24 protein-coding genes are annotated in these 23,811 nt (G+C 60.9%); 14 read left to right on the top strand and 10 right to left on the bottom strand.

Going from position 1 to position 23,811, the window contains the following annotated elements:
- Positions 1-95: 95 nt before the first annotated feature.
- The 5 genes from NCR98_RS19860 to NCR98_RS19840 all read left to right on the top strand — a co-directional run bounded on the left by NCR98_RS19860 (position 96) and on the right by NCR98_RS19840 (position 6,335).
- On the top strand, positions 96-3,254 hold the full coding sequence (locus NCR98_RS19860; RefSeq protein ID WP_250492945.1) for a response regulator: 3,159 nt from the start codon (positions 96-98) through the stop codon (positions 3,252-3,254).
- A gap of 30 nt (positions 3,255-3,284) precedes the next feature.
- Positions 3,285-4,121: a CheR family methyltransferase gene (locus NCR98_RS19855; RefSeq protein WP_250527045.1), complete on the top strand. Its 837-nt coding sequence runs from the start codon at positions 3,285-3,287 to the stop codon at positions 4,119-4,121.
- 2 nt (positions 4,122-4,123) lie between these two features.
- Positions 4,124-4,816: a chemotaxis protein CheB gene (locus tag NCR98_RS19850; RefSeq protein WP_244828853.1), complete on the top strand. Its 693-nt coding sequence runs from the start codon at positions 4,124-4,126 to the stop codon at positions 4,814-4,816.
- Positions 4,817-5,956, top strand: coding sequence for a hybrid sensor histidine kinase/response regulator (locus NCR98_RS19845; protein WP_250467569.1), 1,140 nt, complete (start codon positions 4,817-4,819; stop codon positions 5,954-5,956). It begins immediately after the preceding gene.
- 82 nt (positions 5,957-6,038) lie between these two features.
- Positions 6,039-6,335: an acylphosphatase gene (locus NCR98_RS19840; RefSeq protein ID WP_244828851.1), complete on the top strand. Its 297-nt coding sequence runs from the start codon at positions 6,039-6,041 to the stop codon at positions 6,333-6,335.
- Position 6,336: 1 nt separating this feature from the next.
- Here the strand turns inward: NCR98_RS19840 and egtD are convergent, their stop codons facing one another.
- Positions 6,337-7,305: an L-histidine N(alpha)-methyltransferase gene (gene egtD / locus NCR98_RS19835; protein WP_244828850.1), complete on the bottom strand. Its 969-nt coding sequence runs from the start codon at positions 7,303-7,305 to the stop codon at positions 6,337-6,339.
- Positions 7,306-7,630: 325 nt separating this feature from the next.
- Between egtD and rarD the strand changes: the two genes are divergently transcribed.
- The 3 genes from rarD (at position 7,631) to NCR98_RS19820 (ending at position 10,013) form a co-directional block, all read left to right on the top strand.
- A complete protein-coding gene (gene rarD, locus NCR98_RS19830; protein WP_250527044.1) occupies positions 7,631-8,617 on the top strand; it encodes an EamA family transporter RarD in 987 nt (328 codons plus the stop codon).
- A 554-nt stretch (positions 8,618-9,171) separates the two neighbouring features.
- Complete coding sequence (locus NCR98_RS19825) at positions 9,172-9,498, top strand: hypothetical protein (protein WP_250467566.1); 327 nt, start codon at positions 9,172-9,174, stop codon at positions 9,496-9,498.
- 125 nt (positions 9,499-9,623) lie between these two features.
- Positions 9,624-10,013 (top strand): hypothetical protein, encoded by a 390-nt coding sequence (locus NCR98_RS19820; RefSeq protein ID WP_250527043.1) that lies wholly within the window; start codon positions 9,624-9,626, stop codon positions 10,011-10,013.
- Positions 10,014-10,125: 112 nt separating this feature from the next.
- On the opposite strand, the gene NCR98_RS19815 is transcribed toward NCR98_RS19820, so the two are convergent.
- The 3 genes from NCR98_RS19815 to NCR98_RS19805 form a co-directional block, all read right to left on the bottom strand.
- Positions 10,126-10,692, bottom strand: a complete 567-nt coding sequence (locus NCR98_RS19815; RefSeq protein ID WP_250527042.1) for a lytic transglycosylase domain-containing protein — start codon at positions 10,690-10,692, stop codon at positions 10,126-10,128.
- 117 nt (positions 10,693-10,809) lie between these two features.
- Entirely contained in the window at positions 10,810-12,246 is a 1,437-nt protein-coding gene (locus NCR98_RS19810) for a DHA2 family efflux MFS transporter permease subunit (protein WP_284503885.1), read from the bottom strand.
- 83 nt (positions 12,247-12,329) lie between these two features.
- The gene (locus NCR98_RS19805) at positions 12,330-12,881 is read right to left on the bottom strand and encodes a phosphonate degradation HD-domain oxygenase (protein WP_250467563.1); all 552 of its coding nucleotides are present in this window, start codon (positions 12,879-12,881) and stop codon (positions 12,330-12,332) included.
- 134 nt (positions 12,882-13,015) lie between these two features.
- Here NCR98_RS19805 and NCR98_RS19800 point away from each other — a divergent pair, with 134 nt between their 5' ends.
- Positions 13,016-13,561, top strand: coding sequence for a DnaJ domain-containing protein (locus NCR98_RS19800; RefSeq protein WP_244828845.1), 546 nt, complete (start codon positions 13,016-13,018; stop codon positions 13,559-13,561).
- Positions 13,562-13,573: 12 nt separating this feature from the next.
- Here the strand turns inward: NCR98_RS19800 and NCR98_RS19795 are convergent, their stop codons facing one another.
- The 3 genes from NCR98_RS19795 to NCR98_RS19785 form a co-directional block, all read right to left on the bottom strand.
- Positions 13,574-13,822, bottom strand: coding sequence for a hypothetical protein (locus tag NCR98_RS19795; protein WP_250527041.1), 249 nt, complete (start codon positions 13,820-13,822; stop codon positions 13,574-13,576).
- A 329-nt stretch (positions 13,823-14,151) separates the two neighbouring features.
- A complete protein-coding gene (locus tag NCR98_RS19790; RefSeq protein ID WP_250510430.1) occupies positions 14,152-14,526 on the bottom strand; it encodes a VOC family protein in 375 nt (124 codons plus the stop codon).
- 1 nt (position 14,527) lies between these two features.
- Entirely contained in the window at positions 14,528-14,842 is a 315-nt protein-coding gene (locus NCR98_RS19785) for a hypothetical protein (RefSeq protein WP_250467559.1), read from the bottom strand.
- Positions 14,843-15,000: 158 nt separating this feature from the next.
- Between NCR98_RS19785 and NCR98_RS19780 the strand changes: the two genes are divergently transcribed.
- The 4 genes from NCR98_RS19780 to NCR98_RS19765 all read left to right on the top strand — a co-directional run bounded on the left by NCR98_RS19780 (position 15,001) and on the right by NCR98_RS19765 (position 18,408).
- The gene (locus NCR98_RS19780) at positions 15,001-15,546 is read left to right on the top strand and encodes a DUF3280 domain-containing protein (RefSeq protein ID WP_244828841.1); all 546 of its coding nucleotides are present in this window, start codon (positions 15,001-15,003) and stop codon (positions 15,544-15,546) included.
- A 168-nt stretch (positions 15,547-15,714) separates the two neighbouring features.
- Positions 15,715-16,779 (top strand): beta-propeller fold lactonase family protein, encoded by a 1,065-nt coding sequence (locus NCR98_RS19775; protein WP_250527040.1) that lies wholly within the window; start codon positions 15,715-15,717, stop codon positions 16,777-16,779.
- Positions 16,780-16,912: 133 nt separating this feature from the next.
- Positions 16,913-17,320 (top strand): hypothetical protein, encoded by a 408-nt coding sequence (locus NCR98_RS19770; protein WP_244828839.1) that lies wholly within the window; start codon positions 16,913-16,915, stop codon positions 17,318-17,320.
- Positions 17,321-17,424: 104 nt separating this feature from the next.
- Positions 17,425-18,408: a glycosyltransferase family 2 protein gene (locus NCR98_RS19765; protein ID WP_250527039.1), complete on the top strand. Its 984-nt coding sequence runs from the start codon at positions 17,425-17,427 to the stop codon at positions 18,406-18,408.
- A 9-nt stretch (positions 18,409-18,417) separates the two neighbouring features.
- On the opposite strand, the gene NCR98_RS19760 is transcribed toward NCR98_RS19765, so the two are convergent.
- Entirely contained in the window at positions 18,418-20,772 is a 2,355-nt protein-coding gene (locus NCR98_RS19760) for a TonB-dependent receptor (RefSeq protein WP_250527038.1), read from the bottom strand.
- 164 nt (positions 20,773-20,936) lie between these two features.
- Between NCR98_RS19760 and NCR98_RS19755 the strand changes: the two genes are divergently transcribed.
- On the top strand, positions 20,937-21,974 hold the full coding sequence (locus NCR98_RS19755) for a sensor histidine kinase (protein WP_502799774.1): 1,038 nt from the start codon (positions 20,937-20,939) through the stop codon (positions 21,972-21,974).
- Here the strand turns inward: NCR98_RS19755 and NCR98_RS19750 are convergent.
- Together NCR98_RS19750 and pqqE are read right to left on the bottom strand one after the other, a co-directional pair.
- Positions 21,902-22,603, bottom strand: a complete 702-nt coding sequence (locus NCR98_RS19750) for a response regulator (RefSeq protein ID WP_250467555.1) — start codon at positions 22,601-22,603, stop codon at positions 21,902-21,904. The two genes, NCR98_RS19755 and NCR98_RS19750, sit on opposite strands and share 73 nt — an antisense overlap.
- Entirely contained in the window at positions 22,600-23,799 is a 1,200-nt protein-coding gene (pqqE, locus tag NCR98_RS19745) for a pyrroloquinoline quinone biosynthesis protein PqqE (protein WP_250527036.1), read from the bottom strand. Before pqqE ends, NCR98_RS19750 begins: the two co-directional genes overlap by 4 nt.
- Positions 23,800-23,811: the final 12 nt, after the last annotated feature.

Below are 23,811 nucleotides of genomic sequence, written 5' to 3'. Positions count from 1 at the left end.
AAAGCCAGATATGACAAGGGCTTGCGGGTCGTGCTATGGTCCGGACCTGCCTGCTTTGTAGGCGCTTTTGCAAAACATGAACATCCTGGTCAACGATGCCCCAAGACACTCGAAGCCACGCCTCGTGGATTTACCTTGCCATTGCGATCGCGCTTGCCGTCGTGTTCGCCATCGACTTGCTCACGCCCACGCGTCTCGCGATCTGGGTGTTTTACGTGCTGCCGGTCGTGCTGTGCATGTGGCTCGACAAGCCGCCTGCGCCGATTATCGTCGCGGGTGCGTCTTCGGTGCTGATGATCGGCGGCTACGTCTTCTCCAACGCTGAACCCACCGCAAACCACGAAGTCCTGCAACTCAATCGCGCGATGGGCATTTTCGTGTTGCTCGTGGTGTCGGCGGTGGCGCACCTGTATATCAAATCGCGGCTCGCGGTACAACGGACCACGTGGCTGCAGCAGGGCATCATGCAGATGAGCCTGCAATTGCGCGGCGAACAGTCTCCGGCTTCGATCGGCGTCAGCATGCTTCGTTCGCTCGTTCCGTATGTCAACGCAAAAGTCGGCGTGGTTTATACGTTCGAAGCCGATACGCTCACGCGCATCGCCGGCTGGGCGCTTCCCGACGAAGACAGCGCGCCGCGCCGCATTGCGCGCGGCGTCGGGCTTGCGGGTCAGGCGGTCGAGGACAAGCGCATCCTGCAAATGCGCGATGCGTCCGCGCACTATCTGAAAGCCGGCTCCGCGCTGGGCACGGTTGCGGCGTCGAGCGTAGTGGTCGCGCCCGTCATGGCCGATGGCGAAGTGATGGGCGTGGTCGAGCTCGGCTTTGTCGGCGACGAAGGACGCTTCAACGACAGCCGCGAGCTGCTCGAAATGGCATCGGAAGCGATGGGCATGGCGTTGCGCTCGGCGCGGTATCGCGTGAGGCTCGTCGAACTGCTCGAAGAGACACAGCGTCAGAGCGAGGAATTGCAGGTGCAGCAGGAAGAACTGCGCGTCTCGAACGAAGAACTCGAAGAACGCGGCCGCGCCTTGCAGGACTCGCAGGCGCGGCTAGAACAGCAGCAGGCCGAACTCGAACAGACCAATGTGCAGCTCGAAGAGCATTCGCAAAACCTAGAACGGCAGAAGGCCGAACTGCTTCAGGCGCAGCAGGAACTGACCGCGAACGCGTTGCAGATGGAGCGCGCGAGCCAGTACAAGTCGGAGTTCCTGGCGAACATGTCGCATGAATTGCGCACGCCGCTCAATAGTTCGCTGATCCTCGCCAAGCTCCTGCAGGACAACAAGCAAGGCAATCTCTCCGACGAGCAGGTGCGCTACGCGGCGACCATCCACTCGTCGAACAGCGATCTGCTTTCGCTCATCAACGACATTCTCGATCTCTCGAAAGTCGAAGCGGGCCAGATGGATGTGCAGTTCGCGCCCGCTTCCGTCGATTCGATTCTGCAAGCGCTCAAGCAATCCTTCGCGCCGGTCGCGGCCAGCAAGGGGCTCGAGTTCTTCACCGTGCATGGCGAGAACGTGCCGGAGTATTTCGTCACCGACAACCAGCGGCTCTTGCAGGTGCTGCGCAATCTGCTGTCCAACGCGTTCAAGTTCACCGAGCGCGGCAGCGTGACGATCGCGGTGGAACGCGCGAACGAACAGGCACTGCGGTTCGAGGTTCGCGACACGGGCATCGGCATTGCGCGCGACAAGCAAGACCTGATCTTCCAGGCGTTCCAGCAGGCGGACGGCACCACGAGCCGTCGATACGGCGGCAGCGGACTCGGCCTTTCGATCTCGCGCGAATTCTCGCGTTTGCTCGGCGGCTCGGTCGGCGTATCGAGCGAAGTCGGCAAAGGCAGCGTGTTCTCGGTGACGCTGCCGATCGCCACGCGCGAAGGCACCGTCACCGCGAAGCTCGACACCATCGGACATATGCGCGAGCCCGAGCCCGCCGCCGTGCGCGATCCTGCCTTGGTGCCGGTCGCGCCTTCGCCGGCTCCGCAAGAACGCCCGGCGCCGCAACCTCCGCAGGCGTCGATGCCCGAGCCAAAAGGTATCGCCGACGACCGCGCGGACCGCAAGCGGCCGGGGCGCGTGATCCTCGTCATCGAGGACGATCAGCCTTTCGCGCATATCCTCTACGATCTCGCGCACGAACTCGATTTCGATTGCGTGCATGCGGCAAGCGCCACGCAAGGCGTGGAACTGGCGCGTTCGCTGCAACCCAACGGCATCCTGCTCGACATCGGCTTGCCGGACCAGTCGGGCCTCACCGTGCTCGAATGGCTGAAACACGATCCGCTCACGCGTCATATCCCGATCCACATCGTCTCCGCGACGGATCACGCCGATGTCGCGCTGCATCTCGGCGCAATCGGCTACACGCTCAAACCGAGCGCACGCGACGATCTCGCGCAGGCCATCCTCAAGCTCGAAGCGCGCTCGTCGCAAGGCATGCGGCGCGTGCTCGTGGTCGAGGACGATCCGGCCTTACGTCAGAGCATTCATGCGTTGCTCGCGAGCGAAACCGTGGGAATCGTGGAAGCGGGCTCCATCGCCGAAGCACTCGACGAGATGAAAAGCGCCGCGTTCGATTGCGTCGTGATGGACCTGGCGCTGCCCGACGGTTCCGGCTATGAACTGCTCGAACGCGTTTCGACGAGCAGCGGACACGGCTCGCCGCCAGTGATCGTCTACACGGGCCGCATGCTCTCGCAAGAGGAAGAGCAGCGCCTGCGCCGTTATTCGAAATCGATCATCATCAAGGGTGCGAAGTCGCCGGAGCGTCTGCTCGATGAAGTGACGCTCTTCTTGCATAGCGTGGAAAGCGCGTTGCCGCCCGAGCAGCAACGCATGCTGCGCGCGGCGCGTCAGCGCGACGACGTGTTCGAAGGCCGCACGATCCTGCTCGCCGAAGACGACGTGCGCAATATCTTCGCGCTGTCGCGCGTGATCGAGCCGCTCGGCGCCACGCTGGAGATCGCGCGCAACGGCCGCGAGGCGCTCGAAGCGCTCGCGCGTCCCAACGAGATCGACCTCGTTCTGATGGACGTGATGATGCCCGAGATGGACGGCCTCACCGCCATGACCGAGATTCGCAAGCAGCATGAGCACGCGCGCCTGCCGATCATCGCGCTGACGGCGAAGGCCATGCAGAGCGATCGCCAGAAATGTCTCGAGGCGGGTGCGGACGACTACATATCCAAACCCATCGATGTCGATAAGCTCGTATCGCTGTGCCGCGTCTGGTTGCGGCAGCGTTGACGTGAGATGTCAGATCAGACGGCCCACTTGATGAACGAAAGCATGCACGACGAAGAAGCCACGTTCGATATCGAACTGAAGCTGATTCTGGAGGCCATCTACCTCAAGTATCAGCACGACTTCCGGCACTATTCGGTGAGTTCGCTGCGGCGCAGGCTCGGCCAGGCAGTGCGCGATCTCGAATGCGCGACGCTCTCGCAATTGCAGGAGCGCATTCTGCGCGACCCGTCGCTCTTCGGCAGGCTATTCCAGTACCTCACCGTGCAGGTGAGCGAGATGTTCCGCGACCCGCAGTATTTTCGTGCGATTCGCGAGACGATCGTGCCGATTCTGCAGACTTATCCTTCGATCAAGGTATGGGTCGCGGGATGCAGCAGCGGCGAGGAACTGTGGTCGCTCGCGGTGCTGTTCGCCGAGGAACGGCTCGCCGAGCGCACCGTGTTCTACGCGACCGACATCAACGCGGAAGCCTTGCGTATCGCGGAAAACGGCATCTATTCGCTGGATCGCATGGCGGGGTTCAGCCAGAACTACCTCGCGGCGGGTGGCAAGCGTTCGCTCTCCGACTACTATCACGCGGCCTATGGCGCGGCGAAATTCTCGCAGACGCTCAAGTCGCGTGTGGTGTTCGCGGATCACAGCCTCGCCACGGACAGCGTGTTTCTAGAAGCGCATCTCGTCTCGTGCCGCAACGTGCTGATCTATTTCGACCGCGCGTTGCAGGACCGCGCGCTCGGCCTTTTCAGCGATTCGCTCGTGCGGCGCGGCTTTCTCGGACTCGGCAGCAAGGAGAGCCTGCGTTTTTCGAAACATGCGGACCAGTTCGCCGACTTCAATCCGCGCGAGCGGCTTTATCAGAAGGTATAGCGATGAGCACACAGATGCAGCGCCCGCTCGTCTTCGACGCTGTCGTGATCGGCGCGTCGGCGGGCGGCGTCGAGGCGCTGAATCTGCTGTTGCCGGCGCTGCCGAAAGCGTTCGCGCCGTCGGTTCTCGTCGTGGTGCATGTGCGGCAGGGTCAGCCGAGCCTGTTGCCCGACCTGTTCGCGCAACGCTGTGCAATCGCTGTGCGCGAACCCTTCGACAAGGACGAGATCGCGCCGGGCACGGTGTATTTCGCGCCGCCGGGGTATCACATGCTGGTCGAGGCGGAAGATGGCGCGGCGCCTTCCATCGCGCTGTCGGTCGATCCGCCCGTGCGCTTTTCGCGGCCATCGGTGGATGTGTTGTTCGAATCGGCGGCGCACGCGTATCGCGAGCGGCTGCTCGGCATCGTGCTGTCGGGCGCCAACGACGATGGCGCGCGCGGCGCGCTGGCGATTCGCGATGCGGGCGGCGCGTGTTGGGCGCAGGACCCGCGCACGGCTTCCTCGTCCGCGATGCCGCTTGCGGCTATCGAAAACGGCGCGGTCCGAGAGGTCCTGACGCTGGAGCAAATGGTGACGCGTCTTTCCACGCGCATCGGGTACTTATCAGAGAATAAGTTAGGCAATGAGGCAGGCAATGAAGCTGGAAGCGACGCAGGAAGCAAAACAGGCAATGCAGGCAAGGGGAGCCGCTAAATGACGCAACCCATTTATGTGCTGATCGTCGATGACATCCGCAACAACATCACCGCACTCGAGGCGTCGCTGGCCCGGCCGGATCTCTCGGTGCTGAAGGCGGAATCGGGACCGGCCGCGCTCGAACTGCTGCTCAAGCACGACGTCGCGCTCGCCATTCTCGATGTCAACATGCCCGGCATGGACGGCTTCGAACTTGCCGAACTCATGCGCGGCAGTCCGCGTACGGCGCATGTGCCGATCATCTTTCTGACCGCGACCGCGCAGGACGGCAACCGCACGTTTCGCGGCTACGAAGCGGGCGCGGTGGACTTTCTCTACAAGCCGTTCGATTCGCGCATCCTTAATTCGAAGGTAGATGTCTTCATTCAGATGGAGCGTCAAAAGCAGCAACTCGCGACGCAACTCGCAACCGTGCAGCAACTGCTCGATGCAAACGAGATGCTGATGGCCGTGCTCGGTCACGACCTGCGCACGCCGCTGTCGGCCGTGATCGCTTCGGCGGAATATCTCGCGCGCTTCGTGCCGGACGAGAATGTCGCGAATATCGGCAACCGCATCAAGTCGAGCGGCATGCGCATGGTTCGCATGGTCGATCAGTTGCTGAACCTCGCGCGTCTGCGCGGCGGCCGCGTGACCTTGCAGCCGCGTTCCGTGGAACTCGCGACGCTCGCGAAGAATATCGTCGAGGAATACGAGGCGCGTGTCGGCAAGGGGCGCATCTTCGTGCTGCGCCACGGCGATACGCTTTTGCAAGGCGACGGCGATCTGCTTTCGCAAGTGTTTTCGAATCTCATCGGCAACGCGTTGCAGCACGGGCTCGAAGGCTCGGCCATTCAAGTGCGTCTCGAAGGCGGCAAGGACGACGTGACCATCGTCGTGCAGAACGCGGGCGAGATTCCGCCTGAAGTGGTGCCGACCATCTTTGCGCCGTATCGCTCGGGGCGGCGTCAGAGCGAGTCCAGCGGCCTCGGGCTCGGCCTCTACATCACGCGCGAAATCACCGAAATGCATGGCGGCGACGTGACGGTGCAATCGTCCGCGCAGGCGGGCACGGTGTTCGAAGTGCATCTGCCGCGCACGCCGCGTCCGCGTCCTGGCGAACGCACGGATTCCGCGCAGCCGTTCCGTCTCAGCTGAAGCGCGAAATCGAGCTGATCCTGAAGCGTTTCGATACGCCGTCTACAATGCGGCCTATCAACGCTTACGAGGGGAATGCGCGATGCCTGGCCCGGATCTGGATACGAGAATCGAAACCTATTACGTGCACGTGAAAGGTGTCGTGCAGGGCGTGGGCTTTCGACATCACACCGTGAGGCGCGCGCATGCGCTCGGCGTGCGCGGCTGGGTCGCGAATCTCGAAGACGGCTCGGTGGAGGCGATCGTACAAGGCGCGGCCAATCAAGTCGACTTGATGCTCGAATGGCTGCGACGCGGGCCGCCGCATGCCCGCGTCACCGAGTTCTTCAGCGAAGAACGCTACGTCGAAAAGCGCTACGAGCGCTTCGAGCAGCACTGAATCAACGCGCCACCAACAAACTCTCCGCGAACTGCCATTCCTCGTCGCGCCACTGATGCGAGCATTCGAAGCCCGCGTCGGCGGCCATTGGCGCGACTTCATCGGCGGCGTACTTGTGGCTGCTTTCCGTCCAGATCGTCTCGCCTTCGCGGAACTCGACACGCAGATCCGCACTTGGCACATGCGCCGTCAGCGCACGCTTGGCTCGCAGATGCATTTCGATACTGCGTGCTTCGGAATTGAAGCGCGCGACGTGCTCGAAGGCATCGAGCGGAAAATCGCCACCCAGTTCGCGGTTGATGCGCGCCAGCAAGTTCAGGTTGAATGCAGCCGTCACGCCGATGGGATCGTCGTACGCGGCAATCAACGTCGGCAGCGGTTTGAGAAGGTCGGTGCCGAGCAAAAGGGCATCGCCGGGAGCGAGCATGCTGCGTATCGACTGTAGAAACTTGGTTGCCGCGAGCCGCGAAAAATTACCGATGGTGCTGCCGAGAAACAGCACGAGCAGCCTTTCGCCTTCCTTCCGTTTGGCGCTGACTTCCGACAAGCCGGCCAGATAATCGCGCTCATAACCGACGATCGAAATGCGCTCGATATCGCCCAGTTCCCGGCGGCACAACTGCAAAGCGGTGCGCGATATTTCAATCGGGTAATAGGCGGTGGGCTGCTTTTTACAAAGCGCCTCCAGAATGCGGCGCGTCTTGCGGCCGCTGCCGCTGCCGAGTTCGGCGACCTTCACGTTGCCCGGCATTGCCGCGACGATATCGGCGGCATGTTCCGTGAGCACGCGCTCTTCGGCGCGCGTCACGCCGTATTCGGGCAGGGCAGTGATGACTTCGAAAAGGGCCGAGCCCACTTCGTCATACAGATACATCGACGGCAATTCTTTTTGCGGCTCTTTCGACAACCCGGCGCGGACGGCCTCGGCAAAGGCACTGTCGACGCGGGTGGATAGGGCGGGTTGAATCATGACGTCTCCATCTATGCGGCGTTTTATTCGCGTGCCGTCCTTCGTTGCAACGGCGCGGCGCTTGGATGCTGCTGATGCAATGACGTGAGCGGCTTCGCTCGAATCAGGCAGGTGAAACCGTTGGGTTAGATATGAAGAGTCGCCCATCGGCATGACGGGTTGAAGACAACGTCGTGCTCGGTGAAGTTCATCCGGCGCGAAAAGCGAACTAGCGAAGCAAAAAACGCGCACGACCCAAGGCGAAGTTTGAAGCACGCTCTGAATAGCGTCGATGCACAGCGTTTAGAATGCGCAGTTCCCGCTTCGCTCGAGCTTTCACTCATTGATGAATCAGCACGTTCTCGGGCGCGGCATCGCGCTTTCCGTTGTCGCATCGGCGCTCTTCGCGCTCATGTCGGGCTACACCAAATGGCTCGCGCCGCTCGATGGCCTCGACATCTTCGCCTGGCGCATCGTGTGGACCATGCCCGGCGCGCTGCTGCTCGTCGCCTTGCGTAATCGCTGGCCGCAATTGTGCGCGCTCATTGGAAAGCTTGCTCGAACCCCGAGTCTGCTTTTGGCGTTCGCCACGGTCGCCGCCTTGCTTGGCCTGCAATTATGGATTTTTCTTTGGGCGCCGTTGCATGGACGCGCGCTCGAAGTGTCGCTTGGCTACTTTTTGTTGCCCCTCGGGATGGTCCTGCTGGGTCGCTTTTACTATCACGAAGCGCTCGATCGTCTGCAATGGGCGGGCGTCATTGCGGCGGCGCTTGGCGTGGCGCATGAGCTCGTCATGTCGCATGCGTTCGCTTGGCCGACGCTCGTCGTCGTGCTCGGCTATCCACCGTATTTCATCTTGCGGCGACGCCTGAACGCGGACCCGCTCGTTTCCTTCGCGATAGAGATGATGTTGCTCGCGCCGGTCGCAATCGTCATGTTGTTCGCACGGAATTCGTTTTCTATGGCTGCAAGCGACGCGCGCTTGTGGATGCTGTTGCTTCCCGGACTCGGCGCGTTGAGCACGGTTGCGCTCGCGTCTTATCTGCGCGCGAGCCGTTATTTGCCGCTCGCGCTCTTCGGCATTCTGGGCTATGTCGAACCGGTCTTGCTGGTCGGCGTGGCAGTGCTCGTACTCGGCGAGCCGTTCTCAGCGACGCAACTCGGAACCTATGTGCCCATCTGGATTGCCGTGGCGCTGACCGCCGTGCACAGCGCGCGGCTGCTACGGCGTGAACGCATGTCGGCGGCGAGTTTGCCGGTCAGCGAACATCACGCGAGTATCGAGCATGAGATTGGCGCGGAACACAGCGAGCGCGTGGAGCCGATGCAATAAAAAAGGCGAGCCCGTGAGCTCGCCTTGCCTGAACGCATCGATGCAACCGATGCGCGATGCGCCTACGCGCAGCCTCCCTGACTGCCTGCTGCGTCTACTGTTTGCATCGGCGGCCGTTTTTTGCGTCGCTGGATTTCGCGACTTGTTACTTGTCGGCCTTCGTTTTGGCTCCCCACCGGCACCTTCGCTGCGCCCCGTTAAACCTTGATGCGCTGTTTTTTTCGTCGCGATGCAGATGAAACGCCGCGCTTCAGTGGCGCGTTGACGTCCGTCTGGTGACAAAGGGTAACGAGTCGCGAGCAAATGAAACGGCGCGTTAAAACGCCGAGCGTCGTGGAAAGTCTTTACCGATTCAACATGCCAAGTGTTACGGCCAAACACATATGTCGGCATTTATAGCAGCGCCGTGGAAATACTTCGACATCCGAACGAATGCCTGCCGCAGGACCAACTTGTAAGCGTTGAAATGTACGGTTACCAACTGCATCAGTTATTTCTTCATCGCCTGCTTAAGATGACTCTACGAACCCGGCTCACGGGAATTGGAGAGTCTCATGAAACGCGCAGCACTTGTCTTGTTGATGATCGGAAGTCTGTCGGTGGCAGGACAGGCGTCGGCCCACGGGCGCGGCGGCGGCTACGGCGGCCACGGTGGTGGCGGCAATGGCGGCGCGATTGTCGGCGCGTTGATCGGCGGCGCTGTGCTGGGTGCCATCGTAAGCTCGGTGGCGAATGCGCAGCCTGTCTACGCACAGCCGGCTTATGCGCAACCGGCCTATGCGCAGCCCGTGTATGCACAACCTGCGGTTCCTCCTGGCTATTGCTACGACGGCTATCGCCGCGCCTACGTGCCCTGCGCGCCCGCTGGCTACGGATATTGATTGCCCGACCATCGCCGCCACGCGGCACGACGTTTGCGCTAACAAGTCCACGTGCGTTGCAGCGTCTCTGCGGCCTGGACGGACGATGGATGGACACGTGAAACGCAAACTTTTGGAGACTTGCTATGAGCGCGACTAAGAAGCTGGTGATCTCGGCACTGGTGTTGGGTCTTTCGGGCGGTGTCTACGCGCAAGCCGGAGGCGGAGGCGGCGCAGGTGGTGGTGCGGGCGGCGGCGGTGGCGGCGGCGCGGGGATGGGGTCGGCAGGTGCGGGCGGCAATGGCGCCGCGGGCGCTGGCGCTGGCATGGGCGCGTCGGGCAAGGGTGGTGGCGTCGGCATGAGCGGCGCGACAGGCACGGGTGTCGGCGGCTCGTCGGATGGCACGAGCGGAACCGGCACAGGCGCGAAGAGTGGCATGAACAACGGGGTCAACAACAACATGAACCCGGGAACCATGCAGCGCAGCACGCCGGACAGTACCGGCAACGCTAACGGTGCACAAAAGAGCTACTGATGTCGTGGTACGTGTACGCTAGCGCGCATGCAGGTGCGATCGCCGGGGCAGGTTGCGGCATCCGCTATGCAGCGGCGCGCGAACAACGAAAGATTGAATCGGGAATAACGTTTTACTGCTCGGTCGCGGACGCTGCACTTGCCGCCGCTGCCGGCTCGAATGTCTTGACGCGCAAACTGACCTTTTCGGCATAAGCGCGTGAACCGCCGTAGCTTTTCAGCGCGGCGTCGATATCGCCCTGTGCGGACTTCAGATAGCCGTGCAGGATAGCCGAACCCACTTCGATATTGGTTTCCGGCTCTGTCAAATCCACATCGCGAACCAACTTCTTGTGAGCGGAAGGCACGACCTGCATGAGACCGGTTGCGTCGTTCGGGCCGTGGGCCGTTTCCTTGAAGCGCGATTCTATGGAAATGATCGCAAGCAACAATGCCGGCGGAAGCGAGTATTTCGATGAAGACGCCATTACCGCCGATGCGATGGTCTGCGCCTTCTCGCGTGCGACGCCGAACTTGCGAACGATCAATTCCGAAATCTTGTGACTGACTTGCTTTGTTTTTACGTCGTTGCCCGAGGGCGCCTGCGTGTCGTTTTGGCCGCCGGGCTGCACGGCTTCTTGCGCGCTTGCAGCTTGTGCGAGGCTGATCAGTAGAAGGATTGAGAGAATATTTCGACGCATCGGACTGGGTAATCTTGAGGAAAGCGCATTATAGCTTCATAAAAAAGTCTTGCGGATCATGGGCTTGTCTTAAATATGATGAATATTTTTGCAATTCGGTATTGCTTACTCGGTAAATCAGGTGCGCTCTGCGCGCTTCGCCGTGGGCGCTGAGATGCCAGCGCCGGCTTCATCGGAGAGACGTGCGAACATTGGAAGAGACATCAGGACGACTGCCGCCGTCGCCAAAAAGGCGCTCGCTAGTTGCCAGCGTTCGGTCTGAACGCTGCCAGAAATCAGCATCGTGGCTTGAATCGTCCCGGCCGCGACGGTTACACCAAGCGCCTTCATCAACTGCTGCGCGGTGCCCTGAAACGAAGTCGCGGCGGCGAGGCGCGGCTTCGGAACATCGGCGAAAGCGAGCGCGCCCATCGTCGCGAAACTGAGCGAGCGGCCTAATCCGCCGACGAGGAGCAGCACGAAGATGGCGGCTGCGGGCCAAGCCTGCGACATCGTCGAGCACACGACCAGAACCAGCGCAAAGATCACGCTGCCTGCGCACAGAACCGCGCGCACGGAGAATCGCCGGAGTGCGAGCGCGGTCATCGGACGCATGCAAAAAGAGCCGAGCGCGCTTGCAAAAGTCAGCAGTCCGCTAGCGGACGCGCTGTAACCGAAGCCGGTCTGCAAGGTGAGCGGCACGAGAAAAGGCAGCGCACCGGCGCCCGCGCGGAAGAGGCTGCCCGCGACCGTGGCCGCGTGAAATGTCGGAATGGCAAGCAGCGAGAAGTCGATGGCAGGATTCTCCACGCGCCGGCAGTGAACGACGGTTGCCCAGAACAGTAGGAGGCCGACCGCGACGCATGCCCAGGGCAGCCCTTCGGGCATCACGCCGCGTCCCGCGCTTTCGATTCCGATCATGAACAGACTCAGCGATGTCCCTGAAAGCAGCATGCCGCGCAAATCCGGTGGCGTGCGGCTTTCAGGCGGCGAGGGCGGCAAGAGCTTCCACGTGAGGACGAGACCGATCGCGCCCACCGGGACGTTGACCCAGAAGATGCTGCGCCAGGAGAGCGCATCGGTGAGAAAGCCGCCGAGCGGCGGCCCAAGCAAGGGGCCGACAAGCGCGGGCATGGTGAGCCACGTGGTCGCTTGCAGCAGCTCTTCGCGCTTCACGCCGCGAAAGAGGATCAGGCGGCCGACGGGCACCATCATCGCGCCACCCAGACCTTGCACGATGCGCGCGCCGATGAGTTGCGGAAGATTCGCCGCCGCCGCGCAAGCGATCGACGCGAGCGTGAACGTGGCGATTGCCCACATGAAAACGCGCCGCGCGCCGAAGCGGTCGGCCACCCAGCCGCTCGCCGGAATGAAGACCGTGAGCGCAACTAGATAAGCGGTAATGGCGCTGCTCAGATGGACGGGATCGATATGCAGGTCGCGCGCCATCGTGGGAATGGCGGTCGCGACGATGGTGCCGTCCATGTTCTGCATGAAGAGCGCCGAGGCCACGACGGCAGCGGTGATGCGAAAGTTGCCGTCGTTCACGATGCAGTGTGTGCTCGCACGCTGCATGGGCGCTGCAAGGCATTTCGAGTGGATGACGAGTGCATGCCCGCCAGTCTACGCGAAGCCCGCGGAGGCGCGCGGGTCGCCTCTCAATTCCGCAGTGCGATGTCTTCGGCGTATTCCAGATAGTGAGCAAGCGGCGGCGTGCCGCGTGCGGCGTCCTTCGCTTCGTCATCCCAGCGGCGCAACGCCAAGGCATCTTCGGCGAACGGGCGCGCCAGAAAATCGCGCGCTTCGTCGGCATCGAATACGCCGCCTTGCAGCTGCAAACTGCGCACCGAATCGGGCGAAAGAAGCGCGTGATATGAGGCATCGACCGCGCAGAGGCAGCGCTTGGCATCCACGTGAAGGCGGATCGGTTCGAGCACGGCATCCGCGAACAGCGGGCGTAAGAACGGCAGCGCGTAATACTGGTGGAGATCGTCGATACCGCGTGTAGTCGGCGTATCGCCCTGCAAATTCAACAGATGCCCGAGGTCGTGCAGCAATGCCGCGACGATCAACTCGCGTTGCGCGCCCGCCTGCTCCGCGAGATACGCTGTCTGCAGCGCGTGTTCGAGTTGCGTGACGGGCTCGCCGCTATAGGCAAGCGCCCCGTAGGTGTCGAAGAGATGCCGGATGTCGTTGAGGGAGAGCGCCATCTTCCTGTGCAGTGCGAGGAGAAACGGTGATTGTCGCGAGTCTTCATGACGTGCCGATGGCATCGCGCACCTGCATAAAACCACTGTTTTTAGCGTGTTACGATGCCCTTCGACCCGTCAATCATTCAATGCAGATGGCAACGTTATACGAAACGCTTGGAGTAGGCGAGCACGCAACCGAGGAAGAGATCAAGCGCGCTTATCGCAAGGCCGCGATGCGCTCGCATCCGGATCGCAACGCGGGTAACGAAGACGCCGCACGCGCGACGTTTCAAGAGATCAAGGAAGCCTACGCCATACTTTCCGATCCCGCGCAACGCGAAGTCTACGATCGCATTTTCGCGGAGGAGGTCGCGCGTCTGCATAAGGCGCAAACGGAGCGCGAAGCGAAGGAGCGTGAAGTACGCGAGGCGCTCTATGCGGAATATGTATCGCTCGCCATGCGGTTCGCATCACAAGGGCATAACCGCGATGTCGTCTTCGGCGCGCTGCTTGGACAGCAATGCGAGGAAGTGCAAGCGCGGCAAATCGCGGATAGCGCGATAGCGCTGCATGATTCGCGACAGACGGCTGACGCCGAGCCAGCCGAAGAACCCGTCGTTGAAAAGAAACTGGCGGGTCCCACGATCAATCCGCTTGGTTCCATGTGGTTCCAGTTTCTCAACAACCTGAAGCTTTAAATCGATGCCGTGCTACGCGGCCAGTCTTTCGCCACGCATGTTACGGTGACGCGGCGCGGGCGGATACACACACCAGTGGCCGTCGTCGTGACGGAAGAAAAACAGCGCGCGCGATGCAGCGCCCTGCAGCGTTTCCACACAAACGAAGCGGCGCCGGTCTGTGCGCGTGCGGCTGAATTGCCTGACATGGACCGGCGTGCTTCCGGGCGCCAGCCATTTTTCGACCTGATAGCGAAGGGATTGCTCTTTCGTGCATTTCATTCCGAGTCTCCAACACGCGGCATTCATGTTCGGGCTAACGGCCAGATGCGCTCAAGGCTTTACGCCCCGCCACTGAAATAACTATGCCGCAATGCATCACGTACCTGACAAAGCACTTTAACTCTACGCCTGAAAACCAGGCGCCTGCTCCAAGTTTGCGAAATAGCAACACGCTCACTTTGAACTGGCGGAGTACGGCTTCGAGTCGATTGAATGGTCATTCAACGCGATGGACGGGTATGTACGCGAACGGTCATATCAATGATCCGATGCGTGCGCTATCCGTCATTTGTGTAAGAGCCAGTTCCGTGCCGCGGCGCGGCATTTTTTTAGAGCGGCCGTGCGAAACTCAGTTCGTGGCCGTCGGGATCGGTCAGATGGAAGTAGCGCTCGTTCCAGGGCGCATCGCGCGGCGCGAAGTGCGGTTTCGTTCCGCAGGCAAGCGCACGGCGATAAAAAGCATCCACGTCGGAGACATGAATGATGAAGCGGCCCCACCATTGAACGGGACCATGTGTTTCGGTCGTGATGTTGAGAAAGGACGCACCTAGCGCAAAAGAAGTGAATGCCTCGTTCGCGCCGCCATGCACGATACGAAAACCGAGCGCTTCGTAAAAGGCGACGGCACGGGGCATATCGTGCGTGGCGAGCGTAACGGCGCTGAGACTTTCAATGCGCGGGTCGTCTTGATTCGAATCGGTCATGTCATCCAGTGTGATGATGATGCGACACGAGCGGCAGCACGTTCAAATCCGGATGCGTACCATCGACGATACTTCGGCCGACATGCCGCGCGTCGTCGGCTGCGTCGTCGGGAGTCTTGAACGCGTCGTCGCCATCGGAATGAAAATGCACGGCGTCGCCAGGCGTATCCGCATGCGCGCCGGGTCTGCATACATAGGCAATATAAAGGTAGCTGTTAGACGCGGATTCAGGCGCTGCCTTGATTTGCGGCAGTGCATGAATCTCGAAGCCTTCGTATTCGAAAACGTGACACTTCGGCGTGGGGTCGTCGGGCATGATCGCCTCCTTTCCATCTTCGCGCGGGCTATTCAACGTTACTCCTGTTGGCGCGATGAATCCATGTTTAAGCGCGTTGAAACGAACGATACGCTTGCTCCGCAGCGCGTTGGACGTTATGTTGAGCCACGGGCCTTTCGCCCGACGAGACTTCAACCATGACCGTCATCCGTCGCGTAGTGCGTGCGCTGTTTCTCGTGGTTATCGCAAGCTTAGGCTTTGCTACAGGCAACGCCGGTGCGCAGAACGAGAAGCCGTCGCTTGCACTCATCGACTGCACGCTTATCGACGATAACGCCGCGTATAACGATGCCGACATCAACCGCATCCAGAGCCAGCGCCTCGCGATGATCGGCACCGCGCTGCGCGACGACATGCGTGAGCGTGGCCTGTTCCGCATTGCCGATAACGCGCCCGCCAAGGACCTCATCGCGTCGCTTCAAGGGGCGCAAGACATGAGCGCCTGCAACGGCTGCGAACTGCGCGTAGCGCGCCAACTTGGCGTGGAGCGCGTGGGCATTTGCTGGGTGCAGAAGATCAGTAATCTGATCCTCAACATGAACCTTCGTGTGGAAGATGCCAAGAGCGGCGCCACGCTCTTTCAACGTTCCGTCGATATACGCGGCAACACGGATCTCTCGTGGCAGCGTGGCGCCAAGGCGCTCGTCGTCCTGCTCGCCGACGATCCTTCGATGAAGCCCTGACGCGGCGATTGAACCCACGGAAACGAATTCGGGAGTTTCTCCCGCCTTCCGGCGTTGCCAGAGCGGCGCATGTTGGGCTAAGTTCCATTCGGGCACGCCCGTTCGACGCGGTCGCGGTGCCTGTCAAAACAAATTCGATTCGAACACGAATCAAAGCCGGAGACGACCATGCAAGCCAGATACAGGGCGGCGCGCTTTGCCTGCGCGTCGGTACTCGCGCCGACGCTCGCGCTTGCCGCAAGCTCCACGCACGCGGCCACGCCCACCGCCTACGTGACGACCGAGTCCGCCGGTGTCGGCGTCATCGATCTGGGCGATCTCTCGCTCAAGCAAACTTTCGATGTGGGCAAAGACGGTCCGCGCGGCCTGAGTCTCAACAAGGAAGGAACACGCCTTTACGTCGCGAACAAGGAGACAGCGGACCTTTCGGAGATCGATACATCGACGGGTAAGGTCGTGCGGCGCGTGAAGATCGGCAAGAATCCGGAGTTCGTGCGCGTGCGTGGCGGCTTCGCTTACGTGACCTACGAGCCGGGCGAATCCGGCGGTCCTCCGAAGCCCGGTCAACCCGAAAAGGACGATGACGATCCCAATGCGCCGCCCGCCGAGATCGCCATCGTCGATCTCAAGACGCTTAAGGTTCTGCGCTCAGTCAAGAGCGGGCACGAAACGGAAGGCGTGGAATTCTCGGCCGATGGCAAGTCCATTCTCGTGACCAATGAAGGTGACGACACGGTGTCGGTGTATCGCGTGGGCAGCGGCAAGTTCGTGCGCACGGTCACGTTGCCGAAAGGTTCGCGCCCACGCGGCATCAAGGTATCGCCGGATGGCAAGCAGTATGTCGTGACGCTCGAGAACACAAACAAATTCACCGTGCTCGATGCGGCCGATCTCAAGATCGTCAAGACCGTCGACACGAAGACGGGCCCGTATGGCGTATCGTTCGATCCTTCGGGCAAGCGTCTTCTCGTTGCCGCTTCGCGCGACAAGACCTTGCAAGTCTTCGATGGCAAAAGCTTCGAGCACTTAAGCGATGTACCGATTGGTCAACGTTGCTGGCACTTCAGCTTCACGCCCGATGGCTCGAAGATTCTCTTTGCATGTGGACGGTCCAACGCCGTGTATGTGCTCGATGCATCGAACTATCAGACGGTCAAGCAGATCGGTGGTCTACCGCTCGCATGGGGCATCGTGACGTATCCGCCGAGCGCGGGATCGATCGAAGGGCGTTGAGCTTGATGCATGAAACGTGATGGCCGCCATGCGCGGCCATTTCGGTTTGTGCCTTGCATCGTTTCGTAAAGGAATCCGCGCCGCTCAAGAGAGCGCTGGTAGTATCGGGACAGGCTCGACGGCGAGGTGCACCATGTTCACATTGGCCGAGGCTTTCCAGGAGCTCCTGGATTCGCCCTCACGTAAGCGTCTGTTGATCGCAGCTCAAGGCGGCACTGCCAATTGTCATTGGCTACCCGCATACGTCGGCAAGCATGGCGAGTTTCGTTGCGACCCGCGCGCTGCTAACATCGAAATAGACGACGATGCCGCCGAAGCAATCCGCCTCTTCTCCGCTGGTTCGCTTTCTTCATGCGCGCTCGTCGTGCATCTGGGTGAGCTTGGCGTCGGCGCACTCGTCATGGGTCCCGAATCGCCAAGCGACGCCATGCGCATGCTCGAACAACTCAAGGCCAACGCGCTTGGCCGCTTTGTCGAAAACTATCTGGCGGAATTGCAGCAGCGCAGGCCAGCTAAGGTTTATCCCTTCAAGCCGCGTTGAAACATAATTCGGATGGCTGATAAAACCATCTTTGACAATTCGAAGCAGGAAGGCGCGGATAATGTCGAGCCGAACCCGACCGCGGAAAAGCCGCTGCGCTCAACATGCCAAAGATATCCGTCGTCATCCCGACTTACAACGCAGAGCGCTTCATCGTCGAAACGCTGCAATCGTTGCTGAATCAGGACGCCGATTTCGAAGTCCTGATTCTCGATGACGCGAGCCATGACGACACGCTTGCACGCGTGCGCAGCCTGAACGACGCGCGCATTCGCATCTTTTCCCTCGAGCATAATCAGGGGCGCGCGAGCAACGCAAACCGTGGCTTCAATCTATGCCGTGGCGAATACATTGCGCGCATCGATCACGATGACATTTCCGAGCCGGGCAGACTTCGCAAGCAAGCGGAATATCTCGATGCGCATCCGCATGTCACCGTGCTCGGCACGCAAATCCGCCACTTCGGTGAAGATTCCACCGTCAGCAATTTTCCGCTCGAAGACGGCGAGATAAAGGCGCGTTTCATGATCGGCGCGGCTTACCTCGCCAATCCGAGCGTGATGTTCCGGCGCGCGTTCATCCAGCGCTTCGAGATTCGCTACGATCCGAATCTGCACATTGTGGATGATCTCGGCTTCTGGTTCGACTGCATGCTGCATGGCGCGCGCTTCGCTAACCTTGCAGAGCCTTTGACGGCATACCGGATTCATCGAGAGATGACGTCGTTGAATCTCGATGTCGTAAAGCTCTACGAAGCCAAGAAGCGCCTTTTCATGCGTATCTTTCCCACGTTCTTTCCGCGTCTCACCGGACATGACGTGCAACGCCTGTGTACGTTGCACGATTGGCCACTCAAGCCGGAAGCCGAACTCGATACATTGATCGACGCGTATCGCGCGGGCGGCGTCGCCCTTTCGCAGATCGACACGCGCTATGGTGTAAGCGCACTCGAACTCGAGTATCGAATGGTCGATATGCTCGATCGCAAATGGCGGGCGTCAGCACAGACCTATCCTCGTAGCGAAGAGGACAAGTTCCGCTGTCACCGCGCGATTGCGGAAGCAATGAGTCAACTCAAGCATGCTTGAGCGGCATACTCACTTCCACGCATAGCGCATCCCCACCCACACGCCACGCGGCGCGCCAACACCCAGAAATTGCTCGTTGGTGGTATCCGCGCCGTTGAACGTGTGATTCGGTCCGTTGAAGAAGTTCTCGCCAAGAATGGCGAAGTTCGCGTAGCGCTTGTTCAACAGATTCTTTACGGTCGCATAGACCTGCAACTGCTTGGTCACGTTGTAGGTCGTATCGAGATCGATCAGAAAGTAGCCGGCAATGCTGCCATTCGTGTCCTGATTGTTCTCGTCGCCGCGCGCGAAGATGCTGCTGCGATACGTGAGGTTGCTGCCGATATTCCATTGCGGCAGCGCGTTGTAGTCGAGTCGCACCTTGACCGTATTCGCCGGAATGCCCGGAATGCGATCGCCGGAGTGAACGGTGATATTGCCGGCGTCATCCGCGCTCGAATTGCTGGCGCTGCTCTCGGTCCATGTCGAACGATAAGTCGCGTTCACGTAGCTATAGCTCGCGGCCATGCCGACCGGTCCCCATTGCGTGCGGCCCGCGAGTTCGAAGCCTTGCCTGCGCGTCTTGCCCACGTTCTGAAAGTAGCCGAGCGTGCTTGCCGCGCCCTGGCTACTGACGAACTGGATATCGTCGGAAAGGGTCGTGCTGTAGGCCGCCGCGCTCCATGTCGTCGCGTTGCCAAGGCGTCCACGCGCGCCCACTTCGAAGGTGCGCGAAATCACCGGCTTGAGGTCGGGGTCGGCGATGAAATCGTTCGGCAGCGAGCACGGTGCGGCCGGGTCGGCGCAAGCGAGTTCGATAGCCGTCGGCGAACGCATGCCTTCGTTATACGTGGCGTAGGCGGTGAAGGAGCGCGTCGGATTCCAGTTGAAACCGATAGCCGGATTGAAGCGCGAGAACGTGTGATTGCCATCGAGTAATGGCTGCACGCCGCTCTCGTCACCGATCACCGCCTTCGACCAGTTATAGCGCCCGGCGAGCGTCATGGACCATTGCTGCGTGAAAGAGAAGGTGTTCTCGAAGTAGATGCCCCAGTTCTGATTGCGCGTCTTGGCGTCCGTCTGCGGAACGAACGGACCCATGCCGATGGTCGCGCGGCTATCCGTGAACTCGGCATCCTGCGACGATTGCGAAAAATGCGAGTTGGCGAAGTCGCCCGCCGCACCGATCACCAACTGGTTGTCCTTGCCGAAGAGCTTGTTGAGCAAGGTGAGTTGCAGGCTTGCGCCGTAGCTGTCCGTGACGATCACCGACTGGTCGTTGGTGGCCTGCGTGAGATCGATATCGTCGTCATCGTCGCCCTCCACGGTGCCGAAGTCGTCGTTGACGTTGCTGCTCACGTTCTTGTTGCGATAGTGACGGTAGTACAGATTGCCGCTCAACTGGATGTTCGGCGTGATGTAACGATCCGCCGACAGCGTGATATAGCCGACCTGATTCTCGTTGGTATCTGGGAACGTATAGGCTTGCTTGAAGTTGTTGAGGAACGAGCGCGGGATCGTCTGCGAGCCGTTTAGCGTGTTGTCCGCACCGCCCATCGAAAGGGAGATGGTCGTATCGGCGTCGGTGTAGCGCAGCTTGCCGAAGGCCTGGCGCAAGCGGCTCGAATTCTGCGCCGCCCAGCCGTTATCGTTCGTGATGTTGGCCGTGAAGTAGTAGTCGAGATGATCGCCGATCAACCCGCCTTGTTCGAACTGCGCCACCTTGCGGCCGAACGAACCGAAGCTCACATCCACCGCGCCGCCAGGGTTGTCCCGGCCGTTCTTCGTCGTCACCGCGATTGCGCCACCCAGCGTGTTCAAGCCGAACGTCGGGTTCGAGCCGGGAATGATCTGCATCGTGCTGATGGCGGCCTGCGGAATCAGGTCCCAGTTCACGACATCGCCGAACGGCTCGTTGATGCGTACGCCATCCAGAAACACCGAAAGGCCCTGTGGCGTGCCGAGCAGCGGCGAAGCCGTGAAGCCGCGATAGAGAATGTCCGTCTGCGATGGGTTGCCTTGCGCGTCGTTGATATCGACGCTGCCGACGTTCTTCTGCAAATAATCAGTGATGTTCTGGGAATGCTGCGCGTCGATCTGGCTGCCCTTGATGGTCTGCACGTTCGCGGGCACCTTTTCGAGCGGCGTGCCGACGCCGATGAGCGGTGTCGTGCCCACCACGACTACCGTGGGCAAGTCGGTATTCGGCGGCGGACTCGCTTCGACGACCGGTGCCACAACGGCGGGAGGCACCTCTGGAGCGCTTGCCGCCTGCGCCCATGCGCCGACGGTGATGCTGGCGAACGCACCGCCGAACACGAGCCGCAATCCGGCTCGGGGTTTGAACCGATGCGCTGACTTGCGCTCGCGCGGCATGCTTCTCATCGTCGTCTCCTCTTGTTATTGCAATGTCGGCTTGAGGTAAGTTCCTTTCATTGAAAGCGTCGCATAAGAACACGCGCGCGCACCGGGAGCTTTTCCCGATTCAGCAGGGAAGCGTTCCCAATCGCACAAACGGTGTCGGGCCCGAGGATGAAGCCGTGCGTAGAATGCATTCCGTGATACCAAACGAATCTCTTCCCTCGCTCTCCGAACGCCCGCCCGCGCGTTCCATGCGCTCGACCGTATGGAGCGATCTCGCCTGCGTCGTTCTTATCACGGTGCTGGCCGGCATGCTGTTCGCGGCCTTCGACTTCAACGAGTTCACCTACCGATGGACGCGCAGCGCCGAGCGTTTCCAGCTCGATGAATTGCCCGCCACGCTCGTCGTGCTCGCAATCGGCTTCGCGTGGTTCGCGTGGCGGCGCTACCGTCAGGCGCAGCGTGAAGTTCGGCGGCGCCGGGCGCTGGAGGAAGAGGCGGAGCATCTGCTCGCGGAAAACCGCAAGCTCGCGAGTCAGGCCATTGCCGCGCAGGAAACCGAGCGCCGGCATCTCGCGCGCGAACTGCATGACGAACTGGGGCAGTACCTCAACGCCATTTCGCTCGATGCAGGGCGTATCCGCGATTTATCGCTCGAACGCGAGCCTGAAGTGCATCGTCTTTCGCTTGCGCTCATGCAAAGCGCGACGCATGTGTACCGCGAAATCGGCGGAATGATCCGCAAGCTGCGTCCGATCGGTCTCGATGAATTCGGCTTGCCGACCGCACTCGAACATTGCGTGGACGGCTGGCGCGAGCGCTTGCCCGATGCGGTGTTTACGCTAGCCGTCGATGGCGACTTCGACAATCTCAACGATGCGCTCAACATCACGCTCTACCGTCTCGTGCAGGAAGGCCTGACCAACGTGTCGAAATTCGCGCGCGATTCACGCGTCGAGATTTATCTGGCGCGTGCGCCGGCAGGCGAGATCGTGGTGACGATGACCGACAATGGACCGGGCGTCGATCTCGCGAAGCCGCGCATGGGGTTGGGTCTCATCGGCATGCGCGAACGCGTGGAAGCGCTCGGCGGCGAATTTCATATCGCCAGTCAACCCGGTGCGGGCTTCCTGTTTTGCGCGCGCGTTCCGGCTCAGGCGGGACTGCCGTTGCCTAACGAACTGAACGAAGGAGCGAACGGCGCGTCGGTGAAATCGGCGAAATGAAGGCCTAGCCGGTTTGCTATTTGCGCGAGTTGCACGCCGTTATCGGCGCCGAATTTCTGCCGTATCACGGATTGATGGTTCGCCACTGTCTTCTGACTCAAGCCGAGTTTTTCCGCGATACTCGGCAATGTATAGCCTTGGACCAAGAGCCGCAGCACCTCGAATTCGCGTGCCGAAAGCTGACGTCCGGGCGGTCCTTCCTGAATGGTTGCGCGCAACGCCAGCGCCTGTGATATGTCAGGGCTTAGGTAACACACGCGCCGCGCGACGGAGCGTACCGCTTCGACCAGGACATCGGGTGCGCTCGCTTTCGTGACGTAGCCACGCGCGCCCGCATCGAGCGCGCGGCGCACGAAGATGGCTTCCTCGTGCACGCTGAAGATCAGGACATGCGCATGCGGCTCGCGCGCGAGCATGCGGCGCATGGCTTCTATTCCACTCGCGCCGGGCAGCGCAAGGTCCATCACCACGACATCCGGCTGCAAGGCGCAGAACTTCTGATACGCCTCCGCCGCGTTGCCCGCCTCGCCCGCGACGCTCACGTCGGGACTCAATTCGAGCAAGCGCTTGTAGCCTTCGCGCACTACGGCATGATCGTCCACCAGCAGCACGGCGATGTCGGCAGTCATGGTTGTCTCTCTCCGTTCTTGTTCGAATTGTTCTCACGCGATTCGGCGGCAATGCGCCGCGAATTCGCATCGTTGCGAAACATGATCGGTTTTTCTTCCGGCTCCTGACGCATCGTGGCGGCCCGCACCACTTCGATCACGCGCTCGTGATGCGGGGACTTGTCGCAGACCGGGTCCGCGTTTGCGGGATCTTGCGTCAGCAGATACGCCTGACAGCGGCAGCCGCCGAGATCGATCGCTTTCTCGTCGCAACTGCGGCAGGGTTCTTTCATCCAGCCGAAGCCGCGAAATCGATTGAACGCATCGCTCTCGTACCAGATGTCCTTGAGCGGCGTCTCCGTGACGTTGGGGAACGTAAGGCCAGGCAACGAGCGCGCCGTATGACAAGGCAAGGCGGCGCCATCGGGCGCAATGCCGAGAAACACCGAGCCCCAGCCGTTCATGCAGCGCTTCGGACGACGCTCGTAGTAATCGGGCACGACGAAGTAGATCTTGCACCGGTCGCCAATCTCTTTGCGATAACGCTCGACCACCGCTTCGGCTTCCTGCAGTTGCTCGGCCGTCGGCATGAGCTGCGCGCGGTTCGCGTGCGCCCAGCCGTAATACTGCGTGTTCGCGAGTTCGAGATACTCCGCGCCCATGTCGAGCGCCATGTCGATAATGCGTCCGATATGCGGCAGGTTATAGCGATGCAGCACGCAATTGAGCACCATCGGAAAGTCATGCGCCTTGATCATGCCGGCCACGCGCTTCTTGAGATCGAACGTCTTCGTGCTGGAAAGGAAGTCGTTGAGTTCCTGCGACGAGTCCTGAAACGAGAGTTGAATGTGATCGAGCCCCGCGTCCTTGAGCGCGGTGAGACGCTTGTCGGTGAGACCGATGCCCGACGTGATGAGGTTCGTATAAAAGCCAAGCTTGCGCGCTTCGCCGACCAGTGTTTCGAGGTCGTCGCGCAAGAGCGGCTCGCCGCCGGAAAAGCCCAGTTGCGCCGCACCCAGCGCACGCGCCTGACGCAACACGTCAAGCCATTGATCGGTGTTGAGTTCGCGCGTGTGATCCGCGTAGTTCACCGGGTTGTAGCAGAAGACGCAATGCAACGGGCATCGATACGTCAGTTCCGCAAGCAACCACAACGGCGGCGGAATGACCGCTGCTCCGGGGTCCGGCTTGGCAATCGGTTCGGACAAGTCAGTCATGCTTCACTCCAG

Origin of the sequence: Caballeronia sp. GAWG2-1, assembly GCF_023631405.1 — a bacterium.
In the GTDB taxonomy this organism is placed as follows: Bacteria; Pseudomonadota; Gammaproteobacteria; order Burkholderiales; family Burkholderiaceae; genus Caballeronia.
Note: the sequence above shows the minus strand (reverse complement) of the source record. Positions and strands in the feature narration are given on the sequence as shown.